The 21,534-nt window shown below is 52.2% G+C and carries 13 protein-coding genes, 3 tRNA genes and 1 pseudogene; 3 read left to right on the top strand and 14 right to left on the bottom strand.

The window, feature by feature from the left end; genetic code table 11:
• Positions 1-112: 112 nt before the first annotated feature.
• The 10 genes from ABD852_RS03340 to ABD852_RS03295 all read right to left on the bottom strand — a co-directional run bounded on the left by ABD852_RS03340 (position 113) and on the right by ABD852_RS03295 (position 10,733).
• Positions 113-742: a LuxR C-terminal-related transcriptional regulator gene (locus ABD852_RS03340; protein ID WP_345026598.1), complete on the bottom strand. Its 630-nt coding sequence runs from the start codon at positions 740-742 to the stop codon at positions 113-115.
• 32 nt (positions 743-774) lie between these two features.
• Entirely contained in the window at positions 775-1,845 is a 1,071-nt protein-coding gene (locus ABD852_RS03335) for a T9SS type A sorting domain-containing protein (RefSeq protein WP_345026597.1), read from the bottom strand.
• Positions 1,846-1,964: 119 nt separating this feature from the next.
• A complete protein-coding gene (locus ABD852_RS03330) occupies positions 1,965-4,628 on the bottom strand; it encodes a hypothetical protein (protein ID WP_345026596.1) in 2,664 nt (887 codons plus the stop codon).
• A 958-nt stretch (positions 4,629-5,586) separates the two neighbouring features.
• Positions 5,587-6,567 carry a nucleoside hydrolase gene (locus ABD852_RS03325; protein ID WP_345026595.1) on the bottom strand — a complete coding sequence of 327 codons (981 nt, stop codon included), beginning with the start codon at positions 6,565-6,567 and terminating at the stop codon, positions 5,587-5,589.
• Between the two features lie 50 nt (positions 6,568-6,617).
• On the bottom strand, positions 6,618-7,610 hold the full coding sequence (locus ABD852_RS03320) for a bile acid:sodium symporter family protein (protein WP_345026594.1): 993 nt from the start codon (positions 7,608-7,610) through the stop codon (positions 6,618-6,620).
• 114 nt (positions 7,611-7,724) lie between these two features.
• Complete coding sequence (locus ABD852_RS03315) at positions 7,725-9,200, bottom strand: energy transducer TonB (RefSeq protein WP_345026593.1); 1,476 nt, start codon at positions 9,198-9,200, stop codon at positions 7,725-7,727.
• A 304-nt stretch (positions 9,201-9,504) separates the two neighbouring features.
• The gene (locus ABD852_RS03310; protein ID WP_345026592.1) at positions 9,505-10,083 is read right to left on the bottom strand and encodes a GNAT family N-acetyltransferase; all 579 of its coding nucleotides are present in this window, start codon (positions 10,081-10,083) and stop codon (positions 9,505-9,507) included.
• Between the two features lie 282 nt (positions 10,084-10,365).
• A tRNA-Val gene (locus ABD852_RS03305) sits at positions 10,366-10,440 on the bottom strand.
• 81 nt (positions 10,441-10,521) lie between these two features.
• Positions 10,522-10,607: transfer RNA gene (locus ABD852_RS03300), tRNA-Leu, on the bottom strand.
• A 53-nt stretch (positions 10,608-10,660) separates the two neighbouring features.
• A tRNA-Gly gene (locus ABD852_RS03295) sits at positions 10,661-10,733 on the bottom strand.
• Between the two features lie 389 nt (positions 10,734-11,122).
• Here ABD852_RS03295 and ABD852_RS03290 point away from each other — a divergent pair.
• Positions 11,123-11,890 carry a lysophospholipid acyltransferase family protein gene (locus ABD852_RS03290; RefSeq protein ID WP_345026591.1) on the top strand — a complete coding sequence of 256 codons (768 nt, stop codon included), beginning with the start codon at positions 11,123-11,125 and terminating at the stop codon, positions 11,888-11,890.
• Positions 11,891-12,039: 149 nt separating this feature from the next.
• On the top strand, positions 12,040-15,417 hold the full coding sequence (gene ileS, locus ABD852_RS03285) for an isoleucine--tRNA ligase (protein ID WP_345026590.1): 3,378 nt from the start codon (positions 12,040-12,042) through the stop codon (positions 15,415-15,417).
• 70 nt (positions 15,418-15,487) lie between these two features.
• On the opposite strand, the gene ABD852_RS03280 is transcribed toward ileS, so the two are convergent.
• From ABD852_RS03280 to ABD852_RS03265, 4 genes are all read right to left on the bottom strand, one after another.
• Complete coding sequence (locus tag ABD852_RS03280) at positions 15,488-16,060, bottom strand: nitroreductase family protein (protein WP_345026589.1); 573 nt, start codon at positions 16,058-16,060, stop codon at positions 15,488-15,490.
• Positions 16,061-16,152: 92 nt separating this feature from the next.
• Entirely contained in the window at positions 16,153-16,905 is a 753-nt protein-coding gene (locus ABD852_RS03275) for a succinate dehydrogenase/fumarate reductase iron-sulfur subunit (protein ID WP_345026682.1), read from the bottom strand.
• A 17-nt stretch (positions 16,906-16,922) separates the two neighbouring features.
• Positions 16,923-18,911, bottom strand: a complete 1,989-nt coding sequence (locus tag ABD852_RS03270; RefSeq protein ID WP_345026588.1) for a fumarate reductase/succinate dehydrogenase flavoprotein subunit — start codon at positions 18,909-18,911, stop codon at positions 16,923-16,925.
• A 42-nt stretch (positions 18,912-18,953) separates the two neighbouring features.
• Positions 18,954-19,736: a succinate dehydrogenase cytochrome b subunit gene (locus tag ABD852_RS03265; RefSeq protein WP_345026587.1), complete on the bottom strand. Its 783-nt coding sequence runs from the start codon at positions 19,734-19,736 to the stop codon at positions 18,954-18,956.
• A 366-nt stretch (positions 19,737-20,102) separates the two neighbouring features.
• On the opposite strand from ABD852_RS03265, the pseudogene ABD852_RS03260 reads away from it, so the two are divergent.
• Positions 20,103-21,534, top strand: a pseudogene (locus tag ABD852_RS03260) (gliding motility-associated C-terminal domain-containing protein); the annotation flags it as partial.

Below are 21,534 nucleotides of genomic sequence, written 5' to 3'. Positions count from 1 at the left end.
CATTCATGAACGAATTGAAGCCCTGAAAAAGAGTAAGGCAGGAAAAAATCCTGCCTTACTGCTCAACACTTAACCCCCAAAACGCTGTGACGTTGGCGTCAACGCCAAACTTCTAAAAGGCATAGGACCTTCCGGTCTGCGGCTTCATTTTTTCCTTTAGCTCGATTACGTTTCCGACGTTATACTTTTTAAAAATCCGGCTTTTATAAGTACTGATGGTAGAGGTGCTTCTGTCCAGGAGCCTGGCAATTGATTTGGTCTTCATGCCTTTGATCAGATAATTCGCTACCCTGTTTTCTCCCTGTGTCAGCACAAGATTACCCGGGGCCTGCTCTTCCAGGATCGCCTCGAAGAACACCTCTTTGACGATGTATCGTTTGCCGCTGAGGGCCTCACCGATGGCTTCTTCCAACCGGGCCAGGTCGTCTGATTTGGCGACATAGCCCAGCGCACCTGCTTTCAGGTAGCTGAGGGCATGCATCGCCTCCACCCGCTCATCGAAAACCAGGATCGGGGCGGCGCGAAACCGGCGTTTCAGCGCCGATAACAGGCTGAGGTTCTCTTCCTGCCCCAAACCGTTCAGCCCGAGCGCGATCAGTTCGGGTTCCTCTCCCTGGTGGTCCCGGATGAACCCGGCCACACTTTCATATTCTTTTACCTCAAGGTCTGCGAAGCGGCTGCTTAAAAGCTGCGCCAGCCCCAGGCGCAGTACCGGATACTCATCGATTAAAGCAATGGTCATAAAACAAGCGGGTTAATTGGTTGGAACGTTCCTTATTTGGCTACGATCACGCGGTGCGCGCTGACAGATCCGTCTTCGTATAGCAGCCGTGTGGTATACACCCCGGCAGGATAATGCTCAACCGGCAGGGTGGTGACCGCGCCCTTGCCGGCCGGCACCGTATACAGGCGTACCCCGGCGCCGTTGAGGATTTCGACCTGCTTCACCGGGACGCCGCCGGCCGTTTCGATCGTAAGCAGGCCCGAAGTGACGGGGTTGGGATAAACCTTCACCGTTTCTGCGGCTACACCATTCATCCTGACGCTTTTAATGTCGGAGTAGGTGTAGCTCAGATCCAGGTCTACCATCTTCAGCCGGTAGTAATTAATGCCCGAAGCAGGCATCGTGTGTGTATAGCTGTAGTTGTTCCGCTCCTTGCTGTCCCGGTGCGAGGTTACCTGGCCAAGCTTCTGCCAGTTTTGGGCATCCCGGCTGTGCTGTACTTCGAAGTAGGCACTGTTCTCCTCCAGGGTGGTGTACCAATCGAGCTTCACGGTGTTACCTTCCCTGTTTGCGGTAAAGTCGCCCAAACTGACCGGCAGGGAATTATCGGCGACGGTAACACTGGAAGCCCGGTTGTTGTCGCTGAAGTCGGTTTCGGTAAAGTTGTCGTCGAACAGGTTGATCTGCATCCCGGCGCTTGAGGCGGTGGAAGATCTGGCCGCCACCGCCCGTACGGGTATTTCAACCATAAAATCATCGCCACCGTCGGCCCAGGGCACACTGTTGACAAAAGCCAGGTTGGTCGGCGTTGAGCCAGGAAGCAGCTCCCAGCCTGCGGGTACGGTAAAGGGCTCGGAGGTCCAGGGGATTTCCGGCACCAGGACCGCGATCACCGTCACCGAGCCGGCGGGAATTGCCGTGCCCTGCGATCCTCCCCGCGTGGCCATGCCACTGAAGGTACCTGCAGCGGCCGGGTGCGTAGCCCCGTAACCCGGAAAAGAGCTGGGCGTATACAGCCCGTAAATGGTCGACAGGTTGACAACCTGTTGGCCGGCGGCATACCCGCTGATGATCAGGAAGGCGAATATGCAAATGATGGTCTTATAAATTGCTGTTTTCATGGGAGCTGTGAGGTTGGAGCGGTGAGCCCCTGAGGTGTTCGCCGCTATCGTGAAAGTTTTTAGCTTTCAGCGACCAGGAACCGGCCGGCTCCTGGTCGCTGTTGGCTGTTTCATGGTTTTTAGTTGCCGTATATCGTGATGCTGGCTTCGTTGTTCCCGTTGTCAGGCAAGGCTTCGCCACCGGCCAGGTTCGGGATCAGCACGCGCAGTCCGAAGTTGCCGGCCGTTACCGGGTTGATCGTCAGGCTTGCCGTGATGTCACGGTTGGTCAGCCCGGCGATCGGACTGTTGGTGGTCAGCAGGTAATACCCCGGGGTTGACGATATCGTCCAGGCGGTGGCCGAAGCTCCGGTCAACGTGATGACAGAAGATGGCGTAGGCTTGTAGATACGTACTGTAACCGGTCCGGTCGTGGTGGTGCCGCTGCGCAGGTTCCTGATACGCACGGTCAGGGGCTTTGTAGTCGCCGACGACGAGAAGCCTACATCCGTCATGTTAATCTGGGGCCTCAGGTCGGGTGTTGCCGGCGTCACCAGGCCGATTCCGCCGAACTCTCCCGGTTTGGTGTCGATCACATCGGCCACACCGTCATTATCTGCGTCGGCCGGATTGTCGATCTTGCCGTCCCCATCGGTATCCTGGCCGCTGTTCGGCGTGCCGATGATGTCGTTGGTAGTACCGTCGGACTTCGGATTGATATAATCCGGCGCATCGGTGGTATTCGGTCCGGTATTTTTCGGAGCCGGGTCGCTTGCGTCGCCCCAGGTATTGGGGATTCCATCAGCAGGTGACATGATACCGTCCTTGTCCGGGTCATTGGCAGGGCTGTAGTCGATCACACCGTCGTTGTCAGCGTCACCGGCAATCGCAGCCGGGTTGCCGTTTTCCTGCAGGTCGCTTTTGCCGTCGTTGTCGCTGTCAAGGTCACGGTAGTCAGGCTTGCCGTCACCGTCGGTATCTCTTGGCGTAGTGATGCCGTTGGCGCCGGCGCTGGATGGAATGCCCGTGGTGGGGTCAATTGTACCGTCTGCGCGGCCGTCATTGTCGGTGTCGGTGGCAGATCCGCCCCCTTCACGCACGTCGTTGATGCCGTCGTTGTCTGAATCCAGGTCGCGGTAATCCGGGATACTGTCGCCGTCGGTGTCTACCGGGGTTGAGCCAGTGCCTTTTTCCACGCTGTCGGGGATACCGTCGTTATCGCTGTCTTTGTCCAGGTAATCCGGTTTGCCATCGCCGTCGGTATCGGTGGAAGGACCGCCTTCATCGCCGTTTTTGATCCCGTCGCCGTCTGCATCGCCATTCGGGTCGAAGGCCGAAAGTCCGCCGAAGTTACCCGGTTTGGTGTCGATCACATTGGGGATACCGTCGTTGTCCGGGTCGGTGGTATTGTCGATTTTACCATCGCCGTTACCATCCTGGTTTTTGTACGGTGTGCTGTTGATATCGTTGTTGGTACCGTCGGACTTCGGATTGATATAATCCGGCGCATCGGTGGTGTTCGGTCCGGTATTTTTCGGCGATGGGTCGCTTGCGTCGCCCCAGGTATTGGGGATCCCATCAGCAGGTGACATGATACCGTCTTTGTCCGGGTCATTGGCAGGGCTGTAGTCGATCACACCGTCATTGTCAGCGTCACCGGCAATCGCAGCCGGGTTGCCGTTTTCCTGCAGGTCGCTCTTGCCGTCGTTGTCGCTGTCAAGGTCACGGTAGTCGGGTTTGCCGTCACCGTCGGTATCTCTTGGCGTAGTGGTGCCGTTGGCGCCGGCGCTGGATGGAATGCCCGTGGTGGGGTCAACTGTACCGTCTGCGCGGCCGTCATTGTTGGTGTCGGTGGCAGATCCGCCCCCTTCACGCACGTCGTTGATGCCGTCGTTGTCTGAATCCAAGTCGCGGTAGTCGGGGATGCTGTCGCCGTCGGTGTCAACCGGGGTGGAGCCAGTGCCTTTTTCCACGCTGTCGGGGATGCCGTCGTTATCGCTGTCCTTATCCAGGTAATCCGGTTTGCCATCGCCGTCGGTATCGGTGGAAGGACCGCCTTCATCGCCGTTTTTGATACCATCGCCGTCTGCGTCGCCATTCGGATCAGGTCCGGTAAGCTGCACATTTACGCCGCTGCTGGTCTGCGCGGCGACAACCGAGACGCCTGTTGCTGGACTACTGGTCCAATTGGCAGGAAGCGCAGGGCTCCCGGAGCTGGTTGTGCTTACCCGTACCGAATAGGGGCCTCCTTCGGGGACACCACTGATCTGGTAAGAATTGCCGCCGTTTTGCAGGGGAGTTGTTATTGCAGGTGAGCTGGCGACAATGGCTCCGCTACCGTTTACAACTACCACATAAAGTGGTGAAGAGGCGGATGCGGGGTAAGGCCCGTTTGTTACCTGGACCGCACCGGCGACATTCCCTTTTGTCTCGACAACAACAAGGTTAAGTCCGGAAAGGAGCCATATGTAGTCATTAGGATCTGCCTGCGGCTGAAACCAACGGATAGCGGTAGCGCTGGGAGAAACCGTTGCGGTAACTGAAGGAACACAACCACTGTTATCTGTACCATTATAAGTTACCACTGTCGACCAAACGCCGCTGATCCTTTGCTGGAAAAGCATTCTTTCATCGAAATCATACTCCTCGTATTGATAGGTCACTTTATCCGCTCTTTTTCCAGCGGGGAACGTATATTGAACCCACAATCCATCTGCATCATCAAACTTCAGCCGGTTCAATGCACCGCATCCGCTCCCGTTTTCAACTGTAACACCGCTGCTTGCGGACCAATTCTGAGGCATTGGGCTCCAACTGGTGACTTGTTGCGCCCGGATTCCTGAATCAGGCAATATCAAACAAGTCAGAACCACCCAAAAGAATATAAAATGCACTAAAGCGGAAGGTTGGTCCCCACGGCTGCACTTTAAAAAAAAACTATTGTAGCTTTTGATCATCATAAGTTTAAGAAAGAACAAACAAAATGAGGGAAATTAATTGTTGTAATACGAAAGGGTAAAACCCTGAGAGCGCATGTCCGTCGCCGGGAGCGACCGGGCAATTGCATCTCCATTCTGAATGTGTAAAAAAAGCACAATACATGCGCGCGCACTCTTTTTACGACATCAAAAGAGCGAGACAAATTATACCAGCTAAGAGCAGGTAACTGTTGGCGATATTCAATTGCTATACCGGCGGTGGGGCCCATACCCCCGGTCATAGTGTGTGATACTTTACGACAGCCTTTAAGACATGATAAGGGCTGCGTAACTCACGATTAAGGCACAAAAGAACTATAGAAAAAAATCACAAATTCATTGTTTTATTTTTAAAGAAGTGGAAATAGTTATAATGCATGTCATAAAAAACTTTTAAAGTTGTTAGCAATTATCACGTAAATCAATTCATTATAATTTAACCAAATTGCATTCTTAATCGGGATAGCGACTCCCTTGTGAATTAAACAGAGATTACTTCAATCAGATATAGTATATAGCTATGAAAGATGCTTGCTTGTTATCAATATTGTTCAGAAGTTCAGTGTTACAGGATTTTTCTATGGCTATTTATTTTATTGCAAATAACGGCAGGGTATAAAATATTTTCTATCGCTCACATTACAAAAAATAGCCAGTTTGTAACAATCTGAAGGGAAAATGACCGGACGCAGAGGTTATGCTCCTGCCAGGCGGTATGGAGCAGCCCGATCCCACGCGGTATACGCGATGAGAGGCTTTCGTTTGGAAATCAAAATGTGGGGTACTACCGCTTCGCTGACGGCTGCTCGCTCATCAGGTCTTCAATCATATTTTCCATTTCCCGGTCATCGAGAGCCGGTGTAATCCGGTAGTGGTTGGCGCGATCGGAGGCAACGTCCCAATAGGTTTCGTATTGCTCATTTTGTACGAGGCTTCCCCGCGCATCAACATGGAAATAACCTGGCCTGGCTGCAAATAGGACCGCTATCTGATCCCAGCTTGATCGGCCCCTGACCAGCGCGTTGAACCGCCATATTTCATAAGCCTTTTTCACCGGATTGGGGTCCGGTGAAAAAGGCAGTTTTTTATGACCGGTCAGGATTGTTTTTCCTGCCCCGGAAAAAAATATTTTACCGGGCCAGTTCCCGAGCAGGTATTTTACATAAGGAGCCGCTCCGTTTTTCCCGAAATTCCAGTCCTGAAGCGGGGCAGTGTCCGTATGGGTCATGACCACCCAACGGGAGACCTTACGGCCGATCAGCTCCTTCCCTTCCGCATCCCTCAGCAACGTGTAAAGGCCGTAAGGATGGCCGACGCTCACTATGGTAACGCTGGAGTCCGGTTGGCCGGCGAGAATATTCTTATAGACGTCGAGCAGCGCAGCCGCCGAATCGACCAGACGATGACCATATTCATCTTTCGCTTCTGCAATTACCTGCGAATACAAATTCCGGGAATCGCCTACCTCGTTGCCTTTCGCGTGGCCGAGCGGCAGGTTCCCTCTGCCGTAATAGGTATTGATAGCGTCGCAGGTCCCCACTCCGAATTTATTTTTTTCAGAACTGAAAATGACGCCGAGAATATTGATTTCCCCTTTGTCGGCAAGCTTATGGAGGACCGCCATAGCACCTGCATCATCACAGTCCGAACCGATGTCGGTATCGAAAATCACGTTGGTCTGCGCCGGACAATCCGTATTACCTATTGTCCATAAAAGGATCGCCGCCGTCAGAAGCGACACGAATTTATCTTTACTTAAAGTCATTATCGGTTACCTATATCCTGTTCTCTCCGGGGCGCCGGATCATCCGAATTTCATTCGGGATACCCGCCCTCCTCTACAGATTGTGGTTTTGTGGCAAATGTACCGTTTTCTCTTCCCGGATCGGTCTGCCATCGCCAGTAAGCGGCGAGCAGCCCGCCGATCAGGTTTTGCAGCACACTGCTGAAAATAGCAGGTACAGCAGTTAAGGGCTCTGCCGGGAAATTCCGTTTGGCCAATACTGCTCCCAATCCGCCGTTCTGCATTCCTACTTCAATGGATATTGTTCTCGAAAAGATATGGCTGTATCCAAAAATCCTGGATATGGCGTAACCAAGTGCAAATCCGGCGATATGGAGCAGGCCGGCTGCAGTGGTCAGCAAGCCGATGTTTTCCGCTACGGCTCCGGCGCTTAGCGCAACAATGCTGCCGGCAATAAAAATCAGTGCCACAACAGAAACCACCGGTCCCGCGACCACCATCTTTTTAGCTACCTCGGGAAAGCGGTTATTAATGGCCATTCCCAGAACGACAGGGACCAGAACAACCTGCAACGTGGTGTAGAACAGCCCCCAGGGATCGATCGGGAGGTATGTTCCCGCAAGCGCTTCCGTCAGCAACGGGGTAGCCACGATGGCCAGAAGCGTCGAAACAGTGGTCATAATAATCGACAATGCCACGTGTCCGCGTGCCAGGTAGGTGATAACATTCGAAGCGGTACCTCCGGGGCAGCAGCCAACGATAATCAATCCCACTGCCAGGCCGGGCGCAAGCTGCAGCCATTTTGCAATAAGATAGGCCGACAACGGCATCACCGTATATTGGAGCACACTCGCTACAAACACAACACCGGGCATTTTGGCGATGGCCTTAAAATCATCTACATGAAGGGTAAGCCCCATACCCAGCATAACAAAAGCCAGCGCCCCTACCATCCAGTTACCCGAAAACCAGGCAAATGCGGGAGGGCATACATAGGCCAGCAACGAACTGGTGATGATCCAGACAGGATACAGGTTAACAAAGGTTTTCGTGACTGTTTTCAAGGGTTCAGGATTTAGCGGTTGTATTTATCCGGCAATATCGGAAGGTGCGGGAAGTTTACCAAGCCTCCGCAGAGACAGCGTCTGTAACCGTCGCCGAATGTCGCTAATAAATCACTAATCCATCTGGAAATTAACGGGAAGTATATGCCTTACCCGGACGGCCTTTCCTTTTAAAAATCCAGGCTTCCAGGAGCCGCTCATCATTTTAACTACGCGCAGTGCCTCCTCATCCAGGCTACTTTCCACTCCCCGAACCAGGTCGTAATCACATAGCGTACCGTCCTGGCAAACCACAAACGAAATCAATACCCTTCCCGTTGCCCCCTGGCGGGCCGCCGTTTCGGTATACCTGATATTGGAGGCGAGGAACTGGTACATTTTGTTCCTGCCGCCTTTAAATTCAGGCAACTTCCCGGGATCGGTATAGGTAAACCGGGTACCATCCCCGTCGTAAGACGTGCCGCTTTCGAGTTGGCCATTCACAAAAACTTCCTCGTAATACAACGAGCTGTCAGCGCGGATGCCTACCCATTTCCCTTTTTTTAGTCCTGCGGCAACCGCTCCCGATTCCCTTATCAATTCGCCATTAAGTTCTACGCCCGTATCGTTCCAATACCCGTCGCCATCGACAAGGGTCTGTTTACCGTCACGGCTCCAGGCGTTCAGATAATACATCGGGGAAAACGGGGCTGGTGCGGAATAAACCCGGTCATTGGGTGAAGTCGCGTATTCCACTACACTTTTAATCAGCCCGTTGTCGTGCCAGCTGAGCTCCGTCACCACGGTATCCGCACAATAACTTGCCGTCCTGACGAGTCCGTTGAGGTCATAGCGCAGGTGGCTCACCCATCGTTCAGAGTTGAATTCGGTAAAGGTAAGCCGGGAGCCGTTTTCCTGGTACGTAACTACCGGCCCGTAGCTGGTGCGGTCACTATCTCTGACCAATACCCTGGATGCTTTGACAGAATCGGTGCCCGGGTCCAGAACCCCGGTTTTATACCAGAATTCTTCCTTCCGGAAAGGAATGCGCAAGGCTTCATGCCACTCTTTTTTTCTCAGCTGCTCAAAAACTACGTCGTTGCAAATCCGGCCCCGGTGATCCACCGGGCTGATGCTGCGTAACGCGGATCCTGCCGGACCGGAAACGCGACGAAAGTCTCTATCAAAGTAGCGAACAAACGCTGAACGAATACTGTCAAAATCGGCCCGGGCTTCGGCTTTAAACGTGACAGGAAAAAACAATTCCTGGCGGACAACCTCCCCTTTCAAAAGGGCAGGTTTCCAAGCCTTATACAACCGCATCACCCGAACCGCTTCTTCCCGGCAAGGCAAATCCGGGCCATTCACCGCTTCGATTTGAGACATACTACCATCGGGCTCTATCACCCCTTTCACAACCACTTTCGTATTCAGCCCGCGAACGCCGCTCAGAAACGGAACCTCGACATTGGCGCTGATAAATTGTTGCATGAGGGCCATACCGCCACGTGGCCCGGCCGGCTGATCAACTTCGTGAACGCTGTAAATTTGCTGGCTATTGTTATGAAACGGGATAAAGCAGAAAAATAAAAGAGGAATAAAGTGTTTCATAGGTATAATATGGGAGGTTGGAAATTGGAAATCGGAGATCAGAAATCGGAAGTCAGAAGTCGGAGATCGGAAATCTGAGTGGCCGGTGCGATGTATGCGGTTCGACCGGGTTTGTTATTTCTTTAAAGTAACTCGACTGATATCTACTTTACCGAAATATAGAAGTATGACATTATATTGGCAAATCCGGTCGAAAAAAAAAACTTTACCTCAGACATTAAGGGAATGCACTTTCATAATTAACGGGTCGGGTGCAGGATGAGGTGTGCCTGGCTTCCCCTGATCCTGGCGGGGTTTTACTCCCTCATCCCTTTCGATGTACCTTTCTCCATTCTTCCTTAAGAATACTATAAACGTATGTCCCTTTGCTTTCTCCGTAAGACTGGACGTTATAATTTCTTAAAAGCCCCTCTTTTATCGCGCCGAGCTTTTCTATTGCCTTTTGTGATTTCAGGTTATTGATATCTATTTTAAACTCTACTCTTCTGAGGTTTAAATTATCAAAACAGTAATCAAGGAGGAGTCTTTTACAAATCGTGTTCGCACCTGTGCCCTGGAATTTTTCACCGAGCCATGTCCATCCTATTTCCAATCTCCTATGCTGAAAACTGATATTTCCAAGCATCGTTATCCCGACCGGATCATTGTTTTTCTTTCTTATAATTACCAGGGGATATAGCGCTTTTTCCTTTTTCGAATCCAGGCAGAAGTTGAAATAGGCCGTTAAATCTTCCCTGCTTTTTACTCGCGCGCCAAATTCGCCAAGCTCTGTACTATAGCTTATTGATTCTATTGCGTCGATATGGTGAATGGTCAAAGGGCACAATAAAATTGATTCATTTTCGAGAATCAATTCAGATGAGAAAAATTCTTCCAGATTCATATTCAAGGGGGCTAGACTTGGGGTGGAACTTGGGGGGTGACTTGGGTGGAACTTGGGGGGTGACTTGGGGGGAACTTGGGGGGTGACGATCTCCGTAGCCGGAAACACCATTCGGATAAAGTTGTCCATAAACAGAAAGCACTCTTTACCATAGTTTTCCAGAATCCGTGGTACGTCTGACCCAAGCTGCAAAAGTAAATTCTACTCCATAACAGTCTGATTCGCTGTCTTTAATTTTAGGCATAAAAAAAGAGACAACCAGTATCTGGTGTCTCCTTTTCGTGGGAGTTGAGGGATTCGAACCCCCGACCCTCTGCTTGTAAGGCAGATGCTCTGAACCAACTGAGCTAAACTCCCGATATTTTTATTTTCTTGCCGAAGTAACTTTTCACTTCAGCCCGGCATTCCGAAACAAGTTCCGCCGCCAATTCACCGTCGTACCGGGGACGGGAATCGAACCCGTACGGGCGTTGCGGCCCACAGGATTTTAAGTCCTGCGTGTCTACCAGTTCCACCACCCCGGCTCTCTTTCCCGCGTTCGGGTCAGAAAAGAAAAGCACCGTTCCCGGTGCTCCTGAGCAGAAGACGGGGTTCGAACCCGCGACCTCGACCTTGGCAAGGTCGCGCTCTACCAGCTGAGCTACTTCTGCGAATCAATTCAGGCATTTCGTTTAACGCCTCTCTCGAATTGTGGATGCAAAGGTATCCGATTAGACAATTCAGCGCAAGTCTGCCACCAAGATTTTTTTTATGATTTTTTACCGCCCCCCGCTAACCTCCTAAACCTGTTGAACTTGCCCGCAAATAATTTTTTTCTCCAAAGCGCCGACAAGCCGGTCTCGCACCGCCCTGTATTTAGAAAATAAAAGTGAGCACTGGAAAAGGGAGATCTCCTTTTCAGTTGTCACCCAGGCAAAAGCCAAAATATGACCGCCTTGTTTCTGATCACCTATCTTTTCGTCGCCATTGCAATGGCCATTCTGCTCACCATCCGGATTTTCGCCGGGGTCCTCCATACGGGCCTTGAATAATCGGACCCATGCGCCTTACTTACCAACTGCTCGGCTACCTGATCGGGAAAGTATGCCGATACCGCTCCAGTGTTTCGCTCCAAAACCTGGCCCGCGCCATGCCCGCCGCCTCATATGCCGATATCCTGCAATACCAGACTACCTTCTACCGGAACCTGTCACGGGTGCTGATCGAGAACATTTTCTATCGCCTGCCCAAGCTCCGCGTCACCCCGGAAAGCCTGGCCCTCCTCCGGAAAAAAGACATGGAGAATCGCAGCATGGTGCTATTGCTCGGCCACTACGGCAATTGGGAAGTGCTTAATAGCCTTCCGTTATGGGTAAACTCCCCGGTACAGGCACTTTACAAACCGCTCAAAAATAAGACCTGCAATTCACTTATAAAGACCGCACGGCAGCGCAACGGCCTCAGGCTCCTGCCCGCACATGGAGCGGCACGCACCTTACTCTCCGAAAGAGGGCGACCGGGAATTACCTTGTTTATTGCCGACCAATTCCCCGGCCACCGGAACGGACTGCAACTGGATTTCCTTAACCAGCCTACCTATATGTTTACCGGCGCCGAACAACTGGCAAAACGCCTCGGCGCTTACGTAGGTTATGTCGAACTCAGGCCGCTTTCGGGCCACGAATGGGAAATGTCCCTGCAAACCATATGCGAAAATGCCGCCGAAACTTCATCCGGTACCATCACAACCGCCTACGCCCAAAAGCTGGAAAAGAGCATCCGTCAAAATCCGGATTGGTGGCTTTGGACGCACAAGCGTTGGAAATAGGCGTCGGCATAGCGGTTATTAAGGCTGAAATCACGCCCGGTCTCCCGTTATACCATCGCCTTTTGGTCATTTTTGCTTAATTTTGCAGTCCCAAACAACAGTCTTAACGGACCCTACCAAAGCGCGATAAGGGGTCGCTGAGTATAACGATGAGCTACAAAGAATATAAAGGGCTTCAGTATGCCCAATTAGCCAAAGAAGTGTTGGATTTCTGGAAGAAAAACCAGGTTTTCGAGAAGTCGGTTGAAATCCGGAACGGGGCGCCGTCCTTTACCTTCTACGAAGGACCGCCGTCTGCGAACGGGACGCCCGGCATTCACCACGTAATGGCGCGTACCATAAAAGACATTTTCTGCCGTTATAAAACGCTGCGCGGTTTCCAGGTGAAACGGAAAGGTGGCTGGGATACCCACGGCCTTCCTGTCGAACTCCAGGTAGAGAAAGAGCTTGGCATCACCAAGGAAGACATCGGCAAGAGTATCAGCGTGGAGGCCTATAACGCCAAATGCCGGGAGGCCGTCATGCGGTTTACCGACCAATGGCAGGAAATGACCGATCTGATGGGGTATTGGGTAGATATGGAAAACCCGTATGTCACCTACCACAATGCCTACATAGAAAGCGTATGGAACCTGCTTAAAAAGCTCTATGACAAGGATCTGCTTTACAAGGGCTATACCATTCAGCCCTATTCGCCGGCTGCCGGTACCGGCCTTTCGTCTCATGAGCTCAATATGCCCGGTACCTACAAGAACGTGAAGGATACCACTATCGTGGCCATGTTCAGGGCGAAAAATAACGGGGTGCTTCCCGACTCCGGGTGGGGACCGAACTTCTTCCTTGCGTGGACTACTACTCCCTGGACACTCCCGGCTAACTCGGCTTTGACGGTAGGCGCCAATATTGACTATGTGCTCGTCAAAACTTTTAACCCCTACCTCTACACGCCCATCCAGGTGGTACTGGCCAAGGACCTCCTTCCCAAGTACTTCAGCGAAAAAGGGCGCGATGCTGGCTTTGAAACCTATGCCGGTTCCGATAAAAAGGTGTTACCGTGGAGCGTGGTCGGGGAATTCAAAGGAACCGACCTGAAAGGTATTGAATACGAGCAGCTGCTACCCTATGTGCAGCCGCGTACGCCGGCGTTCCGCGTCATTACCGGTGATTTCGTCACCACCGAGGATGGTACCGGTATCGTACACACCGCACCTACCTTTGGCGCCGATGACTTCCGGGTGGCACAGCAAAATGGCATTCCGGCTATCCTCGTTGAAGATGAACTTGGAAAAGAAGTTCCCATCGTAGACAGGACCGGGCGGTTTGTACAGGAAATAGGCGAATTCGGAGGACGGTTTGTGAAGCCCGAATATTATCCGCAGGAGGTACAGGATCAGCCGGATTTCAAACCTACTGACGTACTGATCGCCATTAAACTGAAAGAGGAAGGAAAGGCTTTCAAGGTAGAAAAATACGAACACACCTACCCGCACTGCTGGCGGACGGACAAACCGGTTTTGTACTACCCGCTGGATAGCTGGTTTATTCGCACCACAACCGTCAGGGAAAAACTGGTAGAGCTGAATAAAACCATCAACTGGTTCCCGGAAAGCACCGGGACCGGCAGGTTCGGCAACTGGCTCGAAAACCTGGTCGACTGGAACCTGAGCCGGAGCCGGTATTGGGGTACGCCCCTGCCCATCTGGAAAAACAGCCTGGGAGAAGAAGCCTGCATCGGATCTATCGGGGAGCTTAAAAACAGGATCCTGGAAGCCAATGCCGGTGATGCGCTTACACCCGACCAGAAATCGTTCAACCAAACTTACCTGGACCAGCTCGAGGCCGGCAACTTCGACCTGCACCGTCCCTATGTAGACAGGATTTTCCTGGTGTCGGAAAAAGGCAATGTGATGTTCCGTGAACCCGACCTCATCGACGTATGGTTCGACTCAGGGGCAATGCCTTACGCACAATGGCATTACCCGTTTGAAAACCAGGATGTTTTCAATGACAGCTTCCCAGCCGACTTCATTTCGGAAGGCGTAGACCAGACCAGGGGGTGGTTCTTCACCCTACATGCCATTGCCGGTATGCTTTTCGATTCCGTAGCTTTTAAAAACGTGGTCTCAACCGGGCTCGTACTGGATAAAAACGGCAATAAGATGTCAAAACGACTTGGCAATGCCGTTGACCCGTTCAAGGCGCTGGCCGAATACGGACCCGATGCCACGCGCTGGTACATGATTACCAACGCCGAACCCTGGGACAACCTGAAGTTCAATGCCGAGGGAATTGTAGAGGTACAGCGCAAATTCTTCGGAACTCTGTTCAACACCTACAACTTCTTTGCGCTTTATGCCAATCTGGACGGTTTTCTATACAACATCACCGATGTAACCGAAGGGAAGCCGACCGAACTGGACCGGTGGATCCTTTCGAGGCTAAGTACGCTGGTGCAGGAAGTAGAGGAACAGTTCGACGGCTACAACCCGACCAAGGCCGGCCGTCTTGTCCAGGATTTCGTGACGGAGCACCTCTCCAACTGGTACGTCCGGCTGAACCGCCGCCGTTTCTGGACCGGCGGGTCTGCAACCGGGGCGCTCAACCCCGATAAAATAGCGGCATACAACACCTTATATACCTGCCTCGCAACCGTCTCAAAGCTAATGGCACCAATCGCCCCTTTCTTTGCTGACTGGTTGTTCCGGAACCTTTCGGCAGGACAGCAGTCGGTTCACCTCACAGACTGGCCGGTCCGTCCGGCAGAGGCAATTGACAAGGAGCTGGAAGCGTCTATGGAACTTGCCCAGACCATCAGTTCACTGGTGCACTCCATCCGAAAAAGCCATAAACTGAAAGTCCGGCAGCCACTTTCGCGCATTTTAGTCCCGGTTCTCAACCCGGATACGCGCTCGCAGATCCAAACGGTAACGCCTATCATCTTAACGGAGGTGAACGTAAAAGCGGTGGAGTTTATAGAGGATGACGGCGGTGTACTGAAGAAAAAAATCAAGCCGAACTTTAAGGCATTGGGTCCGAAATTCGGCCCTCAAATGAAAGACATTGCTGCAAAAATAGCATTGTTTACCGCAGAAGATATCCGGCAGCTCGAGCAGAAAGAAGCCTACCCGCTCCTCTTCGACGGGAAAGAAGCAGTCCTGACGCTTTCCGATGTAGAAATCACTACAGAAGATGTTCCCGGCTGGGCGGTCGCTTCCGAAGGCGCTGTGACGGTAGCACTTGACATCACGCTGACCGACGCCCTCCGGAGCGAAGGTATTGCCCGCGATTTCGTAAACCGTATTCAGAACCTGCGCAAAGACAGCGGGTTTGAAGTAACCGATAAAATCCACATTTCGCTGATCGACAACAACTCCCTGCTGACCGAATCCCTGAGTCTAAACAAGTCCTATATCTGCCAGGAAGTGCAGGCAGTAGACCTGGAGTTTCTGCCATCGGCTAACGGTTCCGCGATTACTGAAATTGAAATGGACGAATTCGTCCTACAGGTAGCCGCAAAAGTGGTATAAAATAGAAAGGGGGAAAGCGAGACCGGCACGCACCGGCCTCGTTTTCCCCCTTTAATTTATTTAAAAACGGCTACGCTTCTATCCAAACGGTCTTCTCTTCTACCGGGCTGCGCCTCGCCGGAACCACCGCCGCGTTGTGACGACCGAGATAAAACAGTCCAATATTTTTCTGGTTTTCCGGGAGATTAAGAAATTCTCCCAGCGGTTCCAGCGCCCCGCCCGGCGAACTCCAGTATCCGCCTATACCCCGCTCCCAGGCCGAGAGCCAGATATTCTGAACGGCCGCCGCCGTGGCAGCAATTTCTTCCCATTCCGGCACCAGCTCGGGATGAAGCTCCACATTGATGGCAATTACTGCGCCGGATCTTAGAATCTTGTCAGCAGTAACGTCATATTTTGCCTGTGAAAAAGATGCCGGGTTGGTGGTGGCCCGATAGTTCTCGGCCATAAATGCCGCCAGGGTTTTCAGTCCCTCACCGGTAAAAACCGTAAAACGCCACGGCTGTGTAAGCCTGTGTGTGGGGGCATGGTTGGCATTTTCGAGCAGCTCCATGATGGTTTCCTTTGAAATGGGCTCGCTGACATAGCTTGGCGGAAAAATACTTCGCCTGGAACGAATAAGTGAATCTGATAAAAAAGACATATCGTAGGGTTACTAACAAAAAAACCTTCAGCGCAGGGCGTACCCGACGCTGAAGGTATAACTGATATCCCGGAATCTTCGTTCCTTCGGAACTAAACCGTTTTCGACGACAACTTGGCACCGAGGTACTCCCGGTTCAGGCGCGCAATATTCTCCAGGCTGATTTCCTTCGGACATTCGGCAGAACAAGCACCTGTGTTGGTACAGGCGCCGAACCCTTCCTCGTCCATCTGGGCTACCATCTTTTCGGCGCGCATTGTCCTTTCGGCCTGTCCCTGGGGCAACAGCGCAAGCTGCGAAACCTTGGCGGACACAAAAAGCATCGCCGAAGCATTCTTACAAGCCGCAACGCATGCTCCGCAACCAATACAGGCCGCAGCCATAAACGACTCGTCCGCATCGTCTTTAGGGATGGGCAAATTATTGGCATCCTGCGCATTACCGGTATTTACCGAAATAAAACCGCCTGCTGCTACGATCCGGTCAAATGCGCCGCGCTCCACCACCAGGTCCTTGATCACCGGGAAAGCCGTTGCGCGCCACGGTTCTACCACTACGGTATCACCATCTTTGAAAGAGCGCATGTGCAGCTGGCAGGTAGTAACCCCCTGCAGCGGTCCGTGCGGTCGCCCATTGATATACATCGAGCACATTCCGCAAATTCCCTCACGGCAATCGTGATCGAACGCCACCGGCTCCTTATTTTCTTCCACCAGCTTTTCGTTCAACACATCAAACATTTCCAGGAAGGACATGTCCGGAGAAATTCCCGACAATTGATGCGTCTCAAAATACCCTTCCGTCTGGCTGTTCTTCTGCCGCCACACTTTGAGGGTTAGGTTCATATTACCTTGACTCATGATTATTTATAGCTGCGCTGGGCAATCTTGATGTTTTCGTAAACCAATTCTTCTTTGTGAAGCTCCCACTCGCTTTCAGCGAGGTATTCCCAGGCGGAAACGAAGATGAAGTGTTCATCATCCCGCAAAGCTTCTCCTTCTTCAGTCTGGAACTCCTCGCGGAAATGTCCGCCGCAGGATTCCTCCCGTGTTAGTGCATCCAGGCACATCAGCTCTCCCAATTCGAGGAAATCCGCTACCCGGCTTGCCTTATCCAATTCGGTATTAAATTCGTCGGCGCCACCCATTACGCGGACGTCGCTCCAGAATTCACGCCGCAACGCCTGAATCTCGACAATTGCAGACTCCAGGCCCTGCTTGTTCCGCGCCATCCCGCATTTTTCCCACATAATCTTGCCGAGGCGCCTGTGGAACATTTCCGGCGAGGTTTTTCCTTTGATATTAAGCAAATTTACAATCCGCTCCCGAACACTCGCCTCAGCCGCGACAAAGGCTTCATGCGTGGTCGGGATCGCAGCGGTGCCGATCTCCTTGGAAAGATAAGCGCCGATGGTATACGGAATAACGAAGTAGCCGTCTGCCAGGCCCTGCATAAGTGCCGACGCACCCAGCCGGTTTGCACCGTGGTCAGAGAAATTGGCTTCGCCCAGGGCGTAAAGGCCGGGAACGGTCGTCATCAGGTTGTAGTCCACCCAAAGCCCGCCCATGGTATAGTGTACCGCCGGGTAGATACGCATAGGCACCTCATAGGGATCTTCCCCGGTGATTTGCTTGTACATATCGAAAAGGTTGCCGTATTTTTCCTTGACAACCGCCTTTCCCATCCTGGTAATCTCCTCTTTCGAAGGATTGTGGATGCTGTTCTTATTCGCTTCTCCTATCCCGTACCGCTCGATAGCCGCAGCATAGTCGAGATATACCGCCAGTTTTGAGGCGCCTACGCCGTAACCCGCATCGCAACGCTCTTTTGCTGCGCGCGAAGCGATATCCCGGGGAACCAGGTTTCCGAATGCCGGATACCGTCTTTCCAGGTAATAATCCCTTTCGTCTTCCGGAATTGCGCCGGGAGCACGGGTATCATTCTGCTTTTTAGGAACCCAGATCCGCCCGTCATTACGAAGCGATTCCGACATCAGTGTCAGCTTCGACTGGTGATCGCCCGAGACCGGGATACAGGTCGGGTGAATCTGTGTAAAACAGGGGTTTCCGAAGAATGCCCCTTTCTTATGTGCTTTCCATGCGGCAGTCACGTTGCTTCCCATCGCATTGGTAGACAGGTAGAAAACGTTGCCATAGCCCCCGGACGCGAGCAGGACGGCATGCCCGAAATGGCGCTCCAGCTTGCCGGTGATCAGATTCCTGGCAATGATTCCGCGGCATTTACCGTCGATAATCACCACTTCCATCATTTCATGACGGTTGTACATCGTCACGGTTCCCATACCGATCTGGCGCTCCAATGCGGAGTAAGCCCCCAGCAGCAACTGCTGCCCGGTCTGGCCGGCGGCGTAAAAAGTCCGCTGCACCTGGGTGCCTCCGAAGGAACGGTTGCTCAGCAAACCGCCGTACTCGCGGGCGAAAGGAACACCCTGCGCCACACACTGGTCAATTATGTTCCCCGAAACCTCGGCAAGGCGGTGAACGTTCGCTTCACGCGAGCGGTAGTCCCCGCCTTTGATCGTGTCATAAAACAGGCGGTAAACCGAGTCACCGTCGTTCTGGTAATTTTTTGCAGCGTTTATCCCCCCCTGGGCCGCAATCGAGTGTGCCCGTCGTGGTGAATCCTGGAAACAAAATGTCTTTACTTTGTAACCCATCTCCGCAAGCGTTGCCGCAGCAGATGCCCCGGCAAGACCGGTTCCGATTACGATTATTTCAATTTTACGTTTGTTGGCAGGGTTAACCAGGGGAACGGTAGACCGGTACTGAGACCACTTCTTGTCAAGCGGGCCTGCGGGAATTTTTGCGTCCAAACGTGATGAGCTTGCCATGTTCGTTTGTTAAAATTTATGTCGTTACAAGGGGAACCCCTATTAAAACTGCTTGAAATAGAAATACAAAGGCATTGCGGCAAACGCAGCCGGAATAACAATCGCGAAGATCCAGGCGCCTATGGTCTTAATCAGCGGAGTGTACTTCGGGTGATTAATCCCGAGTGTCTGGAATGCGCTTTGAAAACCATGATACAGGTGAAAACCGACCACTACCATACTCAGAACATAGAACAACGCCAGAATAAAATTCTGAAACGCGAAAGCCACAGTCTCGTACAGATCTTTTACAATTACTGTTTTCGTTCCTTCGTCGGCGTTGACAAACTCCACTTGCTTGACATCCTGCGTATAGTCCTCAGGCATGTCCTGGGAGAATATCTCGCCGGTTGCCAGAACCTCGGTATACTGAACGTATGGCAGTGGTTTGTTGTGAAACTTATACCAGAAATCTCCCATGTGCACCACAATGTACACCAGCAGAATGGTCCCGAGCAACGCCATGTTGCGGCTCGACCAGCTGGACTGGTTATGGACCACAGCATACCTTACGCTCCGCGCCTTACGGTTGGAAGACGCCAGGTAGATCCCCCAGAAAGCGTGAAAAAGGATAAAGAAGTAATTAACGTAAGAGATCACCTTAACAGGCGTGAAGGTGGTCATCGTGACGGCATAGGTGTTGAAGGCATACCCGCCGTCATCCTTGAAAAGCTGGAGATTTCCAATCAGGTGTACTACCAGAAAAAGACATAGAAAAAGTCCCGTTAATGCCATCAGGACCTTTTTGCCAATAGAACTGGTTAAAGTTTGTGTTAGCCAAGACATAGCAAACAGCCAGAGTGTTTTAAGTAAAATTTATTCATTTTAAAGGTGTCCAAAGGTAAGTCACATTCAAGTTTCATACAACTAAGGGTAGACTATTTCAGACACCCGCCAATTATTTATAATCTTTTTAAGTTGAGACATACTCATCCGGCATCGGAATATTTTGAAAAGGTATGAGGTGTGAGGTATGAGGTATGAGGTATGAGGTATGAGGTATGAGGATTGCCCCCTCACACCTCAAAGCTCATACCTCATACCTCACATACCATTCTCTCCTGATTTTGCGTTAACAACAGAAATACGGTGCAATTGGATTTTGCACTGGCTATACCTGTTCCCTATCAATAGACTTAGTTCCTCATTCTTATGAAGCCTTTCTCCTCTTTGTTGGTACTAGTCATTGCTTTCCTGCTGACCGGCACCCGTGCCAACGCTACCCATGTACGGGCCGGTGAAATTACAGCGAAAAGAATACCCGGAAGTTCACTCCTCACCTACGAGATTAAATTCACCGGGTACTATAACATGGACGACGATGGGAAAGATGCCGCCATACTTAATACCGATGTATGGTTCTGGATCACAGGAGAGCGTGAAGGTATCAAAACCCCACGGGTGGGCGGCCTGGACGGTATGATTGATGTCGGCAATGAAACTACCCGCAACGAGTACGTCCTGATCTATACCTTCCCCGCTCCCGGCGTCTATACTATTAACCTCGGAATCGACAACCGGAACGCAGACATTCTCAATATAGGCCCCCAGCCTACCGACCGCCTCAACTTTTTTATCAGGAGCACGCTGGCCATTAACGCCAGCCTGGGCATGAACCGGACTCCCGTCCTGCTCAACTCGCCCATCGACCAGGGCGCCATAGGGCAGCGGTTCATTCATAACCCGGGAGCCTTCGATGCAGACGGCGACAGCCTTTCCTACAGGTTATTCACCCCGCTGGGTGCTACCACCGACGGGAAAACTCCCATCCCCTTTGATTACAGGCACCCCAATACCGTGCCACCCCTGGGGCCCAAAGAAGACGGTACCGGGCAGGCCGATTTCAAAATCGACCCCATAACAGGAGACCTCATATGGGATGCCCCCTCCGTTGCCGGAATGTACAACGTAGCCTTCATCGTCGAAGAATGGCGCGACGGAAGCAAAATAGGCGAAATCGTAAGGGACATGCAGATCAGGATCAGGGATGCACCCAATGCCAGGCCAAAGCTCGCTATACCCCCGGACCTCTGTGTGGAAGCTGGCACAACGGCGCGGTACACCGTCACCGCTACCGATCCGGATGGCGACAACCTCAGGCTTACCTCTACAGGGGGCGTCTACCAGTCCTCGCTCGTTGACCCTCAGCTGGCTTCCTTCCAGGTAGGCCAATCGCCCCCGCCGGGGACCGCCTCTGCTGTTTTTACATGGCAGACCGGCTGCCTGCATGTCAGGAATGAACCTTATGAAGTCACCTTTAAGGTCGAAGATTCCCCAAGGCCCGGGTATCCCAACCCAAGCCTTTACAGGAAGCTGGTCGACATGGTTACCCTTAAAATAACCGTGTATGCCCCAGCGCCCAAAAACCTCAAGGCAACAGCCGTCGAAAATCCCACAAGGGCATTCAACCTCTCATGGGACCCTTATACCTGCCAGCTGCCGGGCGCCCAGATCGTCGTCTACAGGAAAGAAGGATGTTCCGACCTGCAGCTCGACCAATGCCAGACCGGCCTGGCCGACAATGCAGGTTATACCGTCGTCGCTAGGCTGCCCGCAAATGCTACCTCCTATGTCGACAACGGTG

The sequence above is a fragment of the Ravibacter arvi genome (assembly GCF_039540405.1).
GTDB lineage: Bacteria > Bacteroidota > Bacteroidia > Cytophagales > Spirosomataceae > Ravibacter > Ravibacter arvi.
This window is presented reverse-complemented; position numbering and strand designations above follow the sequence as displayed.

Coding starts and splice junctions, on each gene's coding strand:
- ABD852_RS03340 (WP_345026598.1), bottom strand. CDS start 742: ATGACCATTGCTTTAATCGATGAGTATCCGGTACTGCGCCTGGGGCTG.
- ABD852_RS03335 (WP_345026597.1), bottom strand. CDS start 1,845: ATGAAAACAGCAATTTATAAGACCATCATTTGCATATTCGCCTTCCTG.
- ABD852_RS03330 (WP_345026596.1), bottom strand. CDS start 4,628: ATGCCTCAGAATTGGTCCGCAAGCAGCGGTGTTACAGTTGAAAACGGG.
- ABD852_RS03325 (WP_345026595.1), bottom strand. CDS start 6,567: ATGACTTTAAGTAAAGATAAATTCGTGTCGCTTCTGACGGCGGCGATC.
- ABD852_RS03315 (WP_345026593.1), bottom strand. CDS start 9,200: ATGAAACACTTTATTCCTCTTTTATTTTTCTGCTTTATCCCGTTTCAT.
- ABD852_RS03310 (WP_345026592.1), bottom strand. CDS start 10,083: ATGAATCTGGAAGAATTTTTCTCATCTGAATTGATTCTCGAAAATGAA.
- ABD852_RS03290 (WP_345026591.1), top strand. CDS start 11,123: ATGCGCCTTACTTACCAACTGCTCGGCTACCTGATCGGGAAAGTATGC.
- ileS (WP_345026590.1), top strand. CDS start 12,040: ATGAGCTACAAAGAATATAAAGGGCTTCAGTATGCCCAATTAGCCAAA.
- ABD852_RS03280 (WP_345026589.1), bottom strand. CDS start 16,060: ATGTCTTTTTTATCAGATTCACTTATTCGTTCCAGGCGAAGTATTTTT.
- ABD852_RS03275 (WP_345026682.1), bottom strand. CDS start 16,905: ATGAACCTAACCCTCAAAGTGTGGCGGCAGAAGAACAGCCAGACGGAA.
- ABD852_RS03270 (WP_345026588.1), bottom strand. CDS start 18,911: ATGGCAAGCTCATCACGTTTGGACGCAAAAATTCCCGCAGGCCCGCTT.
- ABD852_RS03265 (WP_345026587.1), bottom strand. CDS start 19,736: ATGTCTTGGCTAACACAAACTTTAACCAGTTCTATTGGCAAAAAGGTC.